Genomic DNA, 13,462 nt, shown 5'->3' on the forward strand with positions numbered 1-13,462 from the left:
TGCACTAACAATCAATTTGGACCACTCAAGTGGGGCTGATCACCTTCAACACCGCACCGAACCTGTTGAACCGGGACTTCACAGCGAAAGCGCCCAACCAGAAATGGGCAGGCGACATCAGCTACGTGTGGACCCGCGAAGGATGGCTCTACCTGGCTGTCATTCTTGATCTGCATTCTCGGCGTGTTATCGGCTGGGCAGTCAGCAATCGCATGAAACGTGGCTTGGCGATCCGTGCGTTGAAGATGGCGGTTGCACTACGCCAGCCCCCCAAAGGCTGTATCCATCATACCGATCGCGGGTCGCAATACTGCTCACACGACTACCAGAAACTCCTGCGCCAGCACGGGTTCAGGGTATCGATGAGCGGCAAAGGCAACTGTTATGACAATTCTGCCGTCGAAACCTTCGTCAAAACGATCAAAGCTGAGCTGATTTGGCGAAGGTCATGGCAAACGCGGCGGGATGCTGAGCTGGCCATCTTCCAGTACATCAACGGATTCTATAATCCGAGACGGCGACACTCAGCACTGGGCTGGAAAAGCCCCGTCGCCTTCGAACGAAAAGTGGCCTAAACGAGCACTTGGGGCGGCACAAAAACGGGACAGGTCCAATCGCCACGTTTGACCCGGTAGTCCTTCCAGCGGAATGCCACGGTGTCGGCATCAGCGCTTTTGAAGCGATGGTTTGAGATCGCGACCCGGTGGGTGTAGCGGCTGAGATAGGCCAGTACCGCCGCCGGCCCGCCGAAGGGTGGCTTGGCATAGACGACCCATTCGGATTTGCGGAAAGGGGCGAGCCATTTGGTGAAGGTGGCGGTGTCGACCAGTCCTTCGTGATCACCGAAGAAGGAAAGCTCTCCCGCTTGGCGTAGTGCCAACAGACCGTCAATGAACAGGCAACGGAATAACCGCGCCAATACCCTCACGTGCAGAAAGAACCCAGGCTTGCAAGCGACCCACTTGATGCCGTACGGTGACAGGCCACCGCCAGGGACGATCATGTGGATGTGCGGATAGTGCGTCAGGGCTGAGCCCCATGTGTGCAAGGCACTGGTCAGCCCAACTTTTGCGCCCATGCGCTTTGGATCGGCGGCAATTGTCGTCACCGTTTCCGCCGACGCTTTGAACAGCAGGCCATAGACCGCCTTCTTGTTCCATAAGCGATCTTGGCGATCTCCGCGGGCATTGTGAAGACCACGTGGAAGTATTCCACCGGCAGCAGGTCTTCGGCTCTCGCCTCCATCCAGTCACGCGCTGCCGGTCCCTGGCATTTTGGGCAGTGGCGGTTCTTGCAAGAGTTATAGGCAATCTGGTGGTGGTCACATTTGCTGCACACGGCCACATGTCCGCCGAGCGCCTCGGTTCGACAAGCTTCAATCGACGACATCACCTTGAGCTGGCTGAGGCTGACATGTCCTGCATTGGCCTGCCGCCACGCGAGGCCATAGCTTCGGAAAATGTCCGCGATCTCCAACTTTGGGCGGGACAACGCCCTGGTGCATCACGCCAGGCTTCGCCGCGGCGTCTGATCCTGCAGATTGGCCAGCATCTCGTAGGGGCTGACGGTGTCCTTGATCGTCTTGGTGGCAACGTGGGTGTACTGTGCCGTGGTCGTCAGCTTGGCATGGCCCAGCAAAACCGAATGACACGTACGTCGGTGTTTGCCTCCAGCAGATGCGTGGCAAAGCTGTGCCGCAATGTTTGCAGCGTGGCCGGTTTTGAAATGCCAGCCATGTGTTTTGCGGATGTGAAAGCCCTGTTCAACTAACGAGACGATATCGGGTTGATCTTTGACTTGCCGGGAAACAGCCGGCCCTCGGGCCGTGCTTCGCACCTGTAGTCCCGCAACAGGCCCAGCAGCCCAGGCGACAGCATCACCTTGCGATCCTTTCCGCCCTTGCCGTGATCAACGTGGATCAACATCCGATCGCTGTCGATATCGCTGATCTTGAGATTGCAAACCTCGGACGCGCGCAGACCAGAACCATAGGAAATACTGAGCGCAGCCCGGTACTTCAGACCCGGCCCCGGTGTCGCCATCAACAGGTCAGATACCTCCTGCACGCTGAACACCGTTGGCAGCTTCTTGGGCTGGCTCTTGAACTGCATGAACCGCTTCATGTCTTCTCGTCCGCAGGTGATGCCGAAGAAGAACCTCAGCGCCACGATCCGCGTGTTGAAGGTCGAGGGCGTCACCCCGGTATCGGTCATGTGCAGTTGATAGGAGCGCAATTCTTCGGGCGTGGCTGTATCCGGCGAATGCCCCAAAAACTTGGCGAAATCCTTGATCGCCCTGATATGCGACTTCTGAGCCTTGTCGCCCATCCCGCGGATACGCATGTCCTCCATCAACCGCGCACGCAGCGGGCTCATCTTCTCCTGTGTCATTGGAACCTCCTGTCCGATTGAGAAACCTCAATCGTCAGGCGGATCAGCCAGCTCTCAAAATGAGCCTAAATCTGGTGGAAAGAAAAACGCCAACCACAAGCGCCATTGCCGCGACAAGCGGCTTAGTCCTTGGGCCGGAAACCCATCAAATTTTCACGACGATCTTTCCTAGATGCCTGTTGGTTGCCATGTACGCATAGGCGCCCGAGACATCGGAGAGCGGGAAAGCGCGATCGATAATTGGCTTAAGCTCTCCACTGGCCCAGAGCGGACGCAGGAAGTCGACTGCTCTTCTGCGTCGGTCTGCATGATCCAGAAGGTGCCAGACCAGATGAAAGCCGCGGATGGTGATGCCTTTGGTCAGAATTGGATAGAAGGGAAGACCCGGAATTTCACCCGACTGAAAGCCCATCAGAACCATATTTCCCTCAGGGACAAGAGCTTCGGCGGCGGGGGCGATCATATCTCCGATGATTGAGTCGCAGACAAGGTCCACGCCCTTTCCATTTGTGATCTCTTTCAGGCGGGCGCCGATATCTTCGTCATCCGTGACAATCACGTGATCCGCACCCGCATTCTTGAGGTCGGCAACCTTTTTCTGCGTTCTGGTGGTTGCGATACTGGTGGCACCGATCTGCTTCAGTATCTGAAAAGCGGCGGTTCCTACGCTGGAACTCGCCCCGGTAATGACGGCCGTTTTGCCCGCTGCGTTCAGGGGCATTTCTCCCGCTTGAACGATCATACCGTAAGCTGTTGCATAGGCCATCGAGAATGCGGCGGCATCTTCGAAACTTATGCTGTCCGGAATCCGTTCCAAAGCATTGGCTGGTACGTTTACGACTTCGGCCAAGGTGCCGTATTGTGCCCAATCCATCATCGGCAGCACGCAAACCCGGTCACCTTGTGCGAAACCCTCGACACCAGAACCCACGCTTATGATCTCTCCCGCACCTTCGGCACCTAGTGGTGCATTTGGGATTGGTGGTTCGACGAGATAATGACCAGCCACATAGAGCAACTCAGCCCGATTGAGGCCCGCCGCGCGCATGCGGATTTGGACTTCATCGGCTGCTGGCGGTTCAACGGAGACATCGAGCAGCTTGATATTCTCAGGGCCTCCAAGCGCGTCAAATTGTGCGGTGATTGGCATGGTTTGTCCTTTCGAGGCGTATTCCTCTAGAAATCTACTGGTGCTTTTTCGCAAGGTCACGTAGCGTATTGGCAGCTAAGTGGTGCAAAAATGCGAGGTCAGTTTGGACTGGGAAGACATCAAAACGCTGTGCGCTGTCGTTCAGCACAAGACAGTTCGTGCGGCCGGGGAAGCTCTTGGTGTCCATCACACCACGGTTGGGCGAAGGATCGACTCGCTGGAAGAAAGCCTCGGTACGAGCCTGTTCAACCGAACGCCGGACGGGTTGCTTCTGACCTCTGCCGGAGAGACCCTGTACCGGGTCGCGCAGACCTTTAGCGAAGCATTGATTGATGCGGAACGCAGCATCGCGGGCCTTGACGACGAACTGGCCGGTCCCTTGACCGTCACGATGCCCGAGCCGTTGCTCAATGTGCTCTTCATGCCGGAGTTGCCAGGTTTTACCGCGCAACACCCGTCAATCGAATTGCGGTTTGACACCTCATTATCGATCCGGGACGTTGCGCGGCGCGAGGCGGATTTTGCCGTCAGGCTGGACAACAACCCGCCGGACACTTTGGTGGGCAAACGCCTCTATGCATATACAGAGGCGGCCTATGCAACGCCTGACTATCTGTCTCGCAATCCAAAATTATATCGCTGGCTTGGTTGGGGGGCGGCGACGCAAGGTGCGCCTGAATGGGTCCGAACATCAGAGTTCCCTGATAACCCCGTTTGGGGCGTCTTCCCGACCATCCCGGCGCAACAGGCGGCGGCACGCGAGGGCTTAGGTCTTGCGATCCTGCCATGCTTGTTTGGCGACGCAGACCCGGACCTACAGCGCGCGGGCAAGAAAGCTCCTGTCAAAAGCCGCGACATTTGGTTGCTTACGCACAACGACCTGCGCCAGACCGCGCGTGTGCAGGCCTTCATGGTCTTTGCAGAGACCGTCTTGCGCAAGCATCGGAAGCGCCTGATCGGCGAATCGTAAGTCCGGCGCAAGAATGCACCAATTATCTGCAAATATACTCCGTGATGTTGCGAAATTGCGCTGCTACTTTTGAACCAACGCTGCAACTTTGGTTCGGAAACTCCTATGCTCGACACATTCAAAGACGTGCATCCACGCATCAAAGAGCTGGGCCTTGAGGACGCGTATCCGTTCAAGTCGCACTTCATCCAGACACCAATGGGCCAGATGCACTACCTCGATGAGGGTGCGGAGAATGAGCGCTCCACAGTGCTTGCGGTACATGGCAATCCATCATGGTCATTCCTGTATCGCGCGCTGGTAAAGGGCCTCTCAACAGAGCGTCGCATCGTCGTGCCTGACCATATTGGCTTCGGTCTGTCTGATAAGCCTGATGACGAAGCCGCCTATACGCTGAAGGCCCACATCGATCATCTTGAGGCTCTGGTGCTCCGGCTTGACCTCAATAACATTACCCTTGTGATGCAAGACTGGGGCGGCCCAATTGGCCTTGGTGTCGCGGCCCGTCATCCTGAGCGCATCAAGGCACTGGTGGTGATGAACACATTTGGGTTTTATCCACCGGTCGACGGGATGGACCCGGAAAAACTTAAATTGCCCCCACCGCTCCTCATGATGCGGTCCAAGGGTATGGGCGACTTCATGGTGCGCCGCTTGGGTTTCTTTGAGCGGCAGGTCATGACAATGGCCACCGCGACCAAGCGAAAGGGAGCGGCGAAGCGGGCATATCGCGACATCTTCCGGAACAGTTCGGAACGCGCCGGTGTCATGGCGTTTCCGCGCATGATCCCGACCAACACCGCGCATCCGGCGGCCAAGATCCTGCTCGAAGAGACAGGCCCGTATGTCGAACAGTTCGACGGCCCTGCACATATCTTCTGGGGGTTGAAAGACCCGCTGATCCCAATCGGAGCATTGGCCGCCTGGAAGAAACGTTTGCCTCAGGCTGGCGTCACCGAGTTCAAAACAGCGCGTCATTATCTGCAAGACGATGAGCCCGACGCCCTCGTGCGTCAGTTGCGCACGTTTTTGGCCACGAGGGCCGATTGATACACCACTCACGACCTACAAGGAGACGACGTATGACCCTCAATATTTCCCGACGTTCCGTTCTGCAAGGCACCGCTGCAGCAGTCGCCGTCATGTCGGCGCTTCCTGCGCACGCCGAAGAGTTTACCCCTTCCGCAGACATGCCATTCGAGAAAAAATCTGTTGAGGTTAACGGTTCAAAAATGACCTATGTCGATGAGGGAGATGGCCCGGTAGTGCTTTTCTTGCATGGTAATCCGACCTCTTCTTACCTGTGGCGCAATATCATCCCGTTTGTCACCGACACGCATCGCGCCATCGCACCCGATCTCATCGGCATGGGCGACAGCGACAAGCCCGACATCGACTACACGTTCGCTGACCATGCGGAATATCTCGACGGTTTTATTGAAGCCCTTGGGTTGCAGGACATCACCTTGGTTATCCATGACTGGGGCTCGGTCTTGGGGATGCGATACGCGCGCCTGAACGAAGGTAACGTAAAGGCCGTCGCGTTCATGGAAGCAGGGATTCCACCCGCGCTTCCGGCACCAAGCCTTGAGGCGATGGGAGAGCCAAGTGCGCAACTCTTTGGCATGCTCCGCTCCCCCGCAGGTGAAGAGGCGGTGTTGCAGGGCAATTTCTTTGTCGAAGAAGTTTTGGGCAAGATGGCCGTCGCGACTCCGCTGTCGCAAGAGGTGCTGGACAACTACCGGGCACCATTCCCAACGCCTGAGAGCCGCAAACCCACCTTGGTCTGGCCGCGACAGGTTCCCATCGCCGGCGAGCCTGCGGACACCGCCGAAGTGATCACCGCAAACGGAGACTGGCTGTACTCTACCGACATGCCGAAACTGATGTTTCACGTTGCACCAGGTGCATTGATGCCACCACCGGTCGTCGAATACGTGAAGGCCAACGCGTCCAATCTGGAAGATGTGTTCCTCGGCCCCTGCGTTCACTTCGTCCAGGAAGATCACCCTGCAGCCATCGGTCGCGCGCTGCGCGATTGGGTCGACCGGCTGCCGAGCTGAGGAGTGAAAGATGAGCACACAAACTCCGGTATTCCTTGTCGCCTCTCTTCAAGTCGAAGACATGGGCAGCTTTCAGGCTGGCTATGTCGCCCCCTTGAAGGTGATCAATGATCGGCACGGTGTAGAAGCCATAGTTGCCACCCCTCAGCTGACTGCGCTGGAAGGAGAACTCAAAGCCAACGTCATGGCCGTTCTGCGCTTCCCGTCACAGGTTGCGCTGGACGCTTGGTATGCCGATCCCGATTATCTTCCGCTTATTGAAGCACGACAAGCCGCAACCGACCAATCAGTATCAACCCTCGTTGCGCTGACACCAATGGCTTAACAGCCAAGTAACAGAAGAAAGACTAGGAATATGAGCTTTGAATTTGCCCTTGTAGGCTTTGCGCTTGTCACTATGACCGCGCTTACCATTGAAATTGCCTACGCCTACATCAGTCAGGGTTTCGGTTACGGCTTCTCCTCTAACCGCCCTTTGGTAGAACGAGGTCCTCTAGGCCTACGTATTCAGCGTGCCTACCAAAACCAAGTCGAGTCTGCAGCCTACATCGTTCCGGTATTGGCAGGCGCGACGTTTTTGGGCGTCACAGGTGAGGGTCCAGCACTCGCGGCAGCAATCATAGTGATCGGACGTGCCGCTTTTGTGCTTCTGTACTACACAGGCATCCCGTTCATTCGAATACTGGGATTTACATGTGGCTCGCTAGGGTCACTCTATCTGGCGTTTCAGTGCATCTTCGCTGTTGCTGCATGAACCTCGCAGCTGAGCTGACTTGCCAACATTTCCGAGAAAGCGAGTTGTGATTGGCCAATTAAACCTGCCTTATAAGATTCGTATGTGTTCGCGCCTGCAGCGAATGTCCGGAATAAGGGCAGCGACTGCAGAATTTAAGTTGTCGGCTCAATGTCGGCTGTGGGCCGGTTTAGGCCAGTCCGGGTCTCAGTGGCTTGTAGTCAATCCTATGTTATTTTTTTTGGCATTCGATCTTAGCATTCGACCTCTTTTTCGGTTTTTTGAACGAAATGCTATTTAACGCCGATCAAGGATTAGTGTTGTAAACAAAGCATTCTTCAAGACTGACTTGCATTGGACAAAACTTCGCAGTTTGCATCCTTCGACCTCCTGAACCAGCTTTCATGTGCGTCGGCCTCTTGTCTCAGCCATCGGAGGAACGCTTCCGTTGGCTCTGAAATTCGTGAGTGGCGGGGTCGCACGAGGAAATAGCTATCATGTGCGGGCAGTGCGGTTGCGAAGGGCCGGACGAGGCGACCGCTTTGCAGATAGTCTCGTGTCGTTACCTCATCACCTATGGTAACGCCTTCGCCGCGCGCCGCCGCTTCAAGGCAGAGATAGCTTTGATTGTAGATGCGCCCCGAATCCGCATCGAAACCCGGCAACCCCACCGCGTTGCGCAGCGCCGTCCACCAGAAACGGGTCTGGTCATGGATCAACTGGCTGTCGTCGATATCGTCAAGTCGGGGCACGCGGTTCAGATGATCGAAGAAACCGGGTTTGGCCACCGGGAACACGCGGTTGGTCAGAAAGGGTTCGTATTGGCAGTTCTGCCAATTGCCGCGCCCCCAGATGATGCCGCAGTCGTAATCCATATCCGGCGCTTTGCTCATCTCAACCTGGGTATGGATCGACACCCGTATCTTGGGATGCGCCCGCTCAAACGCGGGCAGTTTGGGAAAGAGCCACAATTGCACGAAATCGGCATCCCCCACAAAGCGGATTTGCCGGGTCTGGACGCTGCCGATTGCATTCAGGCGGTTTGACAGATGCTCAAACGCGGGCGCGGCAGCCTGCGCGACCTCGGCTCCGTATTCGGTCAGTTCAACGCGGCGGTGGTGGCGGGTGAACAGGGGCTGGCCCATCTGCGCTTCCAGCGCGGACACTTGTTTGCTGACAGCGGATTGGGTCACGCCCAGACGTTCGGCGGCAACGCTGAAACTTTGCACGCGCGCGGCCTCAACAAACACCAGCAACATGTTCAAACTTGGCAGGTTGTGCATTTCGCATTCCTATTGCGCATGCATATCGCGATATTTTCTCTTTTGACAGAGAATTTATCATGCGGGTTAATGGGGGAAAATTTCGATCCGCCCTTCGGCAAGGACCCTTCACGCATGGCACAGCTTTATCCATTTTCCGATTTGATCGGCGCAGAGACGACACCGCCGCACCGCATGGCCAAGGCGAACGGTATCCGGGTGACTGATGTTGATGGGCGCGAATTTATTGATGCGGTGTCCGCCCTGTGGTGTTGCCCGCTTGGCCTCACAAACCACCGGCTGGCCGACCGTGCAGCAGCACAGATGACTTCGCTTGGATATTATCACAGCTTTTTGGGCCGCACCCATACCCCCGTCGAGGATCTGGCCGCGCGGTTGGTGCAAAAACTGCCCGCCGGGCTGAACCATGTGCTTTTCGGCACGGCGGGGTCAGAGGCGGTGGATACTGCCGCCAAGATCGTCAGCTACTATCAAAACGCCCGTGGCAAGACGGACAAAAAGCGCATCATAGCCCGCGAAGCGGCCTATCACGGGTCAGGCAGCATGAGTGCGGCGCTGACCGCGATGTCGGCGACGCATGATGGATTTGATGTGCCCGACGAAAGGGTGCTGCGCACGGGGCGACCACACTACCTGCTTGATGCGCTTCCGGGCGAACGCGAGGTGGCCTTTTCCAAGCGTCGCGCGGCTGAACTGGACGCGCTGATCCGCGCGCATGGGGCCGATACAATCGGCGCATTTATTGGTGAGCCTGCAATCGGCTCCGGTGGCGTTTATTTGCCGCCTGATGGATATTGGGCCGAGGTGCAAAACGTGTTGGCGCGCCACGACATCCTGCTGATCGCGGATGAGATCATCACCGGCTTTGGCCGAACCGGAGAATGGTTCGCCTGCGAGACCTACGGTATCGAGCCTGACATGATGACGATGGCCAAGCAGTTGACGGGGGGGCTGTTCCCCCTTTCTGCCGTCGCGATGACAGATGAAGTGCGCGATACCGTGGCGCGCCAGGCGCAGGAACTGGAAGTCTTTGGCCACGGTGTCACCTACGGCGGGCATCCGGTGGGTGCTGCCATTGCGATGGAATGTCTGGATATCTACGAAGAGATGGGCTTGCCACAGCATGTCAAACGGCTCGGGCAGATCATGTCGACACGGTTGGAAGCGATCCGACAGTTTCCCGGTGTACTTGACGTGCGCTGCGAAGGGATGCTGGCCGGGGTTGAATTTGACACCACCACGCCCGGAGGCGCCGATCTGTGCCGCAGGGTTTCCGACGCGGCGCAGGCGCGCGGCGTGTTCTTTCGGGTAATCAGTGACGTGCTCGCCATCGCACCGCCCTATATCTGCACAGATGCGGAAATTGATCAAATCATGGATGTTATGGCCGACAGCATTCTGTCCGTTGCAGAGGCACATGCCCCGGTTGCGCAGCATGGCTGATGCGGCGCTCTGCGATCTGAGTGCGGTGGCGGCATTGGAGCTTTTTGCAAAGCGCGCGCTGTCTCCGGTGGAAATGACGCAAGCGGTGCTGGCGCGGGCCGAAGCATCACAAGAGGGGATCAACGCGTTTGCCCATCTGGCCCCCGAGACGGCGCTGTATATGGCGCGCGCATCAGAGGATCGCTACGGGGGCAAGGGCGATGCACCGCGCGCGCTTGAAGGGATTTGCGTCGCGCTCAAGGATACCGGCAACCTTGCAGGGTGGCCCACCAGCTATGGATCGCTAACGTCCGACCGAAAACCGCGCCAAACGACATCGCCCGAGAACGATACAATGCTGCGCGCTGGTGCTGCGCTGATTGGGACCACCCGCACGCCAGAGTTCAGTGGTGCGCTCTTTACCCATTCCCGCGCAGGCGGTGTGACGCGCAATCCGCATAATCGCAATCTGACGCCGGGTGGGTCCTCGGGCGGGGCGGCCGCCAGCCTTGCCATCGGGGCCGCGACGCTCGCGGTGGGGTCAGACATCGGCGGGTCCATCCGCGTCCCGGCGTCCTGCTGTGGTGTTGTCGGGTATAAACCGCCCAAGGGGCGCAACCCTGTCACACCGCCTTTCAACCTTGATTACTTCTGCCATACCGGGCCGCTGGCGCGCAGCCTTGCGGACACGGTTCTGATGCAAAATGCCATGTGCGGTCCACATCCCGGCGATGTGACCACACTGCACCCTCGGCTTGAACTGAGCGCGAAGGTCAAACCGCTTACGGGCCTGCGTATCGCCACCTCCCTTGATCTGGGATTTTTTGAGATCGACGCGGATGTTGCCCGCAACACGCGTGCCGCCCTCGAAATCTTCAAATCCTGTGGTGCCACCGTGACCGAAATCGCGCTGCCCTGGGATGTCTCCGTGATCGACGCGGGCAAAACCCACCTGGCGCATATATTCTCAAGCTGGATGGCGGAAGCGTCGGAAGGTCAGTCTGATTTGATCTGTCCCTACACCGCAACGTGGATCGAGCAGGGCAAGGCAGGGTCGGCGCAAGGGTTCTACAACGCGTTATGCACCGCAGGACAGATGGGTCAGGACTTTGCCGCTGCGATGGCCGGCTTTGATGTTTTCATCTGTCCCACGACCGCGCTTCCCGCTGTGGACGCAATTTTTGATCACAGCCAAGACCGTCTGCGCATCAACGGAAAGCCTGTTGATCCGGTTCTTGGCTGGGCGCTGACTGTGCCTTTCAATATGCTCAGCAGCCATCCTGTGCTGTCGGTGCCCTCAGGCATTGCCCGCAACGGATGCCCCACCGGCATTCAGATCGTGGCCAAACCTTTTCGCGATCAAGACGCCTTTGACGCGGCGTTGGCCTACGAGGCCGAACTTGGTGGCTTTGGTCAGATCATCCCCAAGCCAGACTGGCATGCAGAACAAAATCAAGCAGCCGCAGGCAACGACCTGCACACGTCAAAATAACAGCAGATACTGGAGGTCGCTGACATGAAAAATGAACAGATCCATCCGGGCATTGCCCTTTATGCCCGCGAATATGCCGAGAGCAAGCTAAGCAGACGGGACTTCCTGTCACGCGCTACGATGCTGGGACTTTCGGCCAGTGCGGCCTACGGGATTATCGGTGCAACTTTGCCCACACCTGCAGCAGCGGCCCCGGTTGCCGGTGGTACCTTGCGGGTCAATATGGAAACCAAGGGGATCACCGATCCGCGCATCTGGTCCTGGACCGAGATGTCGAACTTCTGCCGCGGCTGGCTTGAATATCTCGCCTTGTTCAACCGCGACGGCACGGTCTCAGGCGATTTGCTGGAAAGCTGGGAGATCAACGACACCGCCGACGTCTATACGCTGAAACTGCGTCAGGGGGTGACATGGAACAACGGCGATGCGTTCACCGCAGAAGATGTGGTTCACAATCTGACCCGGTGGGCCGATGGCACGGTCGAGGGCAATTCAATGGCCAGCCGTGTCGCCGCCCTGCAGGACCCCGACACCAAAATGCTGGCGGACGGGGCCATCGAGGTCATTGACGATCACACGATTCAGTTGAACCTGCGCAACCCGGACATCAGCCTGATCGCAGGGTTTTCGGACTATCCGGCGGCGATTGTGCACCGGTCTTATGATGGGGGCGATCCAAGCGAGACGCCTATCGGGACAGGTGCATATCTGCCGGTGCAGAACCAGATTGGCGAAATTCAGGTGCTTGAGAAGAACCCCGATCACACGTATTGGCGCGAGGGCGGGTATCTGGACCGGATCGAGTTCATTGATTTCGGCACGGATCAATCCGCTTTGGTCGCCGCCATCGATTCAGACGAGATTGACCTGACCTACCAGACCGGCGCGGACTTTGTGGAAATCGTTGACAGTATCGGATGGCAGCAAAGCTCTGTTGTGACGGCCAACACCATTGCGGTGCGCTTTAACCAACGCGATGCGCCCTATGACAACGTCGAGGTGCGCCGCGCTCTTCAACTTGCTGTGGACAACAACAAGGTCCTTGAACTGGCCCTCAACAGTCTTGGGACCGTGGGCGAAAACCATCACGTCAGCATCGTGCACCCCGAATACGCGGAAATGGCCCCCCCCGAATATGATCCTGCAAAGGCAAAGCAAATGATCGACGCCGCCGGGCACGCAGACACGGAATTCGAGTTGATTTCCATCGACACGCAATGGCAGTCCAACACCTGTGACGCTGTCGCCGCACAACTGCGAGACGCCGGCATCGGGGTCAGCCGCAAGATCTTGCCCGGTGCCACATTCTGGAACAACTGGCTAGGCTATCCCTGGTCAGCAACCGAATGGGGACCACGCCCGCTCGGTATCCAGATCATGCAGCTGGCCTATAAATCTGATGCGGCATGGAACGAATCCGGGCTGAACAGCGCTGAATTTGACGCCCTTGTGGACGAAGGCATGGGGATCGCGGATGCAGACGCGCGCCGCGAAACAATGGCCAAGCTTCAGCAAATCATGCGGGACGAGGGGGTGGTCATCCAGCCCTATTGGCGGTCGCTTTACAACCACTCGAACGGCAAGTTCGCCAATACCGAAATGCACCCTTTCTACCGAATTGACCTGCATGACATCCATCTGGTTGGGTAATCATCGCCAACTGGAAAAAGTACCTAAAAAATCCCGGAAATGCTTATTGCATTTCCGGCATATTTCCATCGAAGTGAAATGGTCCCAGCTCTAGGGTCAGGACCCATTGATTTCCGCTTGGCTGCGTGATTCACGGTTCGAAAAACGAGCGGTGAACATGTCTGATCTATTCTGGCTAACAGATGCGCAGATGGCGCGTCTTGAGCCCTTCTTCCCCAAGTCGCACGGCAAACCCGCGTCGATGATCGGCGTGTGTTGAGTGGGATTATCTTTATCAATCGCAATGGCTTGCGGTGGCGCGACGCACCC

At 57.4% G+C, this 13,462-nt stretch carries 10 protein-coding genes and 4 pseudogenes; 10 read left to right on the top strand and 4 right to left on the bottom strand.

The window, feature by feature from the left end; all coding sequences use genetic code 11:
• Positions 1-44: 44 nt before the first annotated feature.
• Positions 45-575, top strand: a pseudogene (locus Q0908_RS16480) (IS3 family transposase); the annotation flags it as partial.
• Positions 576-613: 38 nt separating this feature from the next.
• Here Q0908_RS16480 and Q0908_RS16485 read toward each other — a convergent pair.
• From Q0908_RS16485 to Q0908_RS16495, 3 genes and pseudogenes are all read right to left on the bottom strand, one after another.
• Positions 614-1,491 (bottom strand): annotated as a pseudogene (locus tag Q0908_RS16485) (transposase); the annotation flags it as partial.
• 12 nt (positions 1,492-1,503) lie between these two features.
• Positions 1,504-2,390 (bottom strand): annotated as a pseudogene (locus Q0908_RS16490) (site-specific integrase).
• Positions 2,391-2,535: 145 nt separating this feature from the next.
• Positions 2,536-3,540 (bottom strand): zinc-dependent alcohol dehydrogenase family protein, encoded by a 1,005-nt coding sequence (locus Q0908_RS16495; protein WP_299286991.1) that lies wholly within the window; start codon positions 3,538-3,540, stop codon positions 2,536-2,538.
• 103 nt (positions 3,541-3,643) lie between these two features.
• Between Q0908_RS16495 and Q0908_RS16500 the strand changes: the two genes are divergently transcribed.
• The 5 genes from Q0908_RS16500 (at position 3,644) to Q0908_RS16520 (ending at position 7,327) form a co-directional block, all read left to right on the top strand.
• On the top strand, positions 3,644-4,510 hold the full coding sequence (locus Q0908_RS16500) for a LysR family transcriptional regulator (protein ID WP_299286993.1): 867 nt from the start codon (positions 3,644-3,646) through the stop codon (positions 4,508-4,510).
• A gap of 105 nt (positions 4,511-4,615) precedes the next feature.
• Positions 4,616-5,560 (top strand): alpha/beta fold hydrolase, encoded by a 945-nt coding sequence (locus tag Q0908_RS16505; RefSeq protein ID WP_299286996.1) that lies wholly within the window; start codon positions 4,616-4,618, stop codon positions 5,558-5,560.
• Between the two features lie 32 nt (positions 5,561-5,592).
• Positions 5,593-6,573 (top strand): haloalkane dehalogenase, encoded by a 981-nt coding sequence (locus Q0908_RS16510; protein WP_299286999.1) that lies wholly within the window; start codon positions 5,593-5,595, stop codon positions 6,571-6,573.
• A gap of 10 nt (positions 6,574-6,583) precedes the next feature.
• A complete protein-coding gene (locus tag Q0908_RS16515) occupies positions 6,584-6,898 on the top strand; it encodes a DUF1330 domain-containing protein (protein WP_299287004.1) in 315 nt (104 codons plus the stop codon).
• A 30-nt stretch (positions 6,899-6,928) separates the two neighbouring features.
• Entirely contained in the window at positions 6,929-7,327 is a 399-nt protein-coding gene (locus Q0908_RS16520) for an MAPEG family protein (protein WP_299287007.1), read from the top strand.
• Positions 7,328-7,644: 317 nt separating this feature from the next.
• On the opposite strand, the gene Q0908_RS16525 is transcribed toward Q0908_RS16520, so the two are convergent.
• Positions 7,645-8,589 carry a LysR substrate-binding domain-containing protein gene (locus tag Q0908_RS16525; protein WP_299287010.1) on the bottom strand — a complete coding sequence of 315 codons (945 nt, stop codon included), beginning with the start codon at positions 8,587-8,589 and terminating at the stop codon, positions 7,645-7,647.
• Positions 8,590-8,703: 114 nt separating this feature from the next.
• Between Q0908_RS16525 and Q0908_RS16530 the strand changes: the two genes are divergently transcribed.
• From Q0908_RS16530 to Q0908_RS16545, 4 genes and pseudogenes are all read left to right on the top strand, one after another.
• A complete protein-coding gene (locus Q0908_RS16530; RefSeq protein WP_299287013.1) occupies positions 8,704-10,032 on the top strand; it encodes an aminotransferase class III-fold pyridoxal phosphate-dependent enzyme in 1,329 nt (442 codons plus the stop codon).
• A complete protein-coding gene (locus Q0908_RS16535) occupies positions 10,007-11,503 on the top strand; it encodes an amidase (RefSeq protein WP_299287017.1) in 1,497 nt (498 codons plus the stop codon). Before Q0908_RS16530 ends, Q0908_RS16535 begins: the two co-directional genes overlap by 26 nt.
• A gap of 24 nt (positions 11,504-11,527) precedes the next feature.
• Positions 11,528-13,153 (top strand): ABC transporter substrate-binding protein, encoded by a 1,626-nt coding sequence (locus Q0908_RS16540; RefSeq protein WP_299287020.1) that lies wholly within the window; start codon positions 11,528-11,530, stop codon positions 13,151-13,153.
• A gap of 157 nt (positions 13,154-13,310) precedes the next feature.
• Positions 13,311-13,462: pseudogene (locus tag Q0908_RS16545) on the top strand (transposase); the annotation flags it as partial.

Source organism: uncultured Tateyamaria sp. (genome assembly GCF_947494755.1).
Taxonomy (GTDB): domain Bacteria; phylum Pseudomonadota; class Alphaproteobacteria; order Rhodobacterales; family Rhodobacteraceae; genus Tateyamaria.

Bases quoted from the DNA above. Each gene is read 5' to 3' on its own strand.
- Q0908_RS16520 (WP_299287007.1), top strand. From the start codon at position 6,929: ATGAGCTTTGAATTTGCCCTTGTAGGCTTTGCGCTTGTCACTATGACC.
- Q0908_RS16495 (WP_299286991.1), bottom strand. From the start codon at position 3,540: ATGCCAATCACCGCACAATTTGACGCGCTTGGAGGCCCTGAGAATATC.
- Q0908_RS16505 (WP_299286996.1), top strand. From the start codon at position 4,616: ATGCTCGACACATTCAAAGACGTGCATCCACGCATCAAAGAGCTGGGC.
- Q0908_RS16515 (WP_299287004.1), top strand. From the start codon at position 6,584: ATGAGCACACAAACTCCGGTATTCCTTGTCGCCTCTCTTCAAGTCGAA.
- Q0908_RS16525 (WP_299287010.1), bottom strand. From the start codon at position 8,589: ATGCACAACCTGCCAAGTTTGAACATGTTGCTGGTGTTTGTTGAGGCC.
- Q0908_RS16535 (WP_299287017.1), top strand. From the start codon at position 10,007: ATGCCCCGGTTGCGCAGCATGGCTGATGCGGCGCTCTGCGATCTGAGT.
- Q0908_RS16530 (WP_299287013.1), top strand. From the start codon at position 8,704: ATGGCACAGCTTTATCCATTTTCCGATTTGATCGGCGCAGAGACGACA.
- Q0908_RS16510 (WP_299286999.1), top strand. From the start codon at position 5,593: ATGACCCTCAATATTTCCCGACGTTCCGTTCTGCAAGGCACCGCTGCA.
- Q0908_RS16540 (WP_299287020.1), top strand. From the start codon at position 11,528: ATGAAAAATGAACAGATCCATCCGGGCATTGCCCTTTATGCCCGCGAA.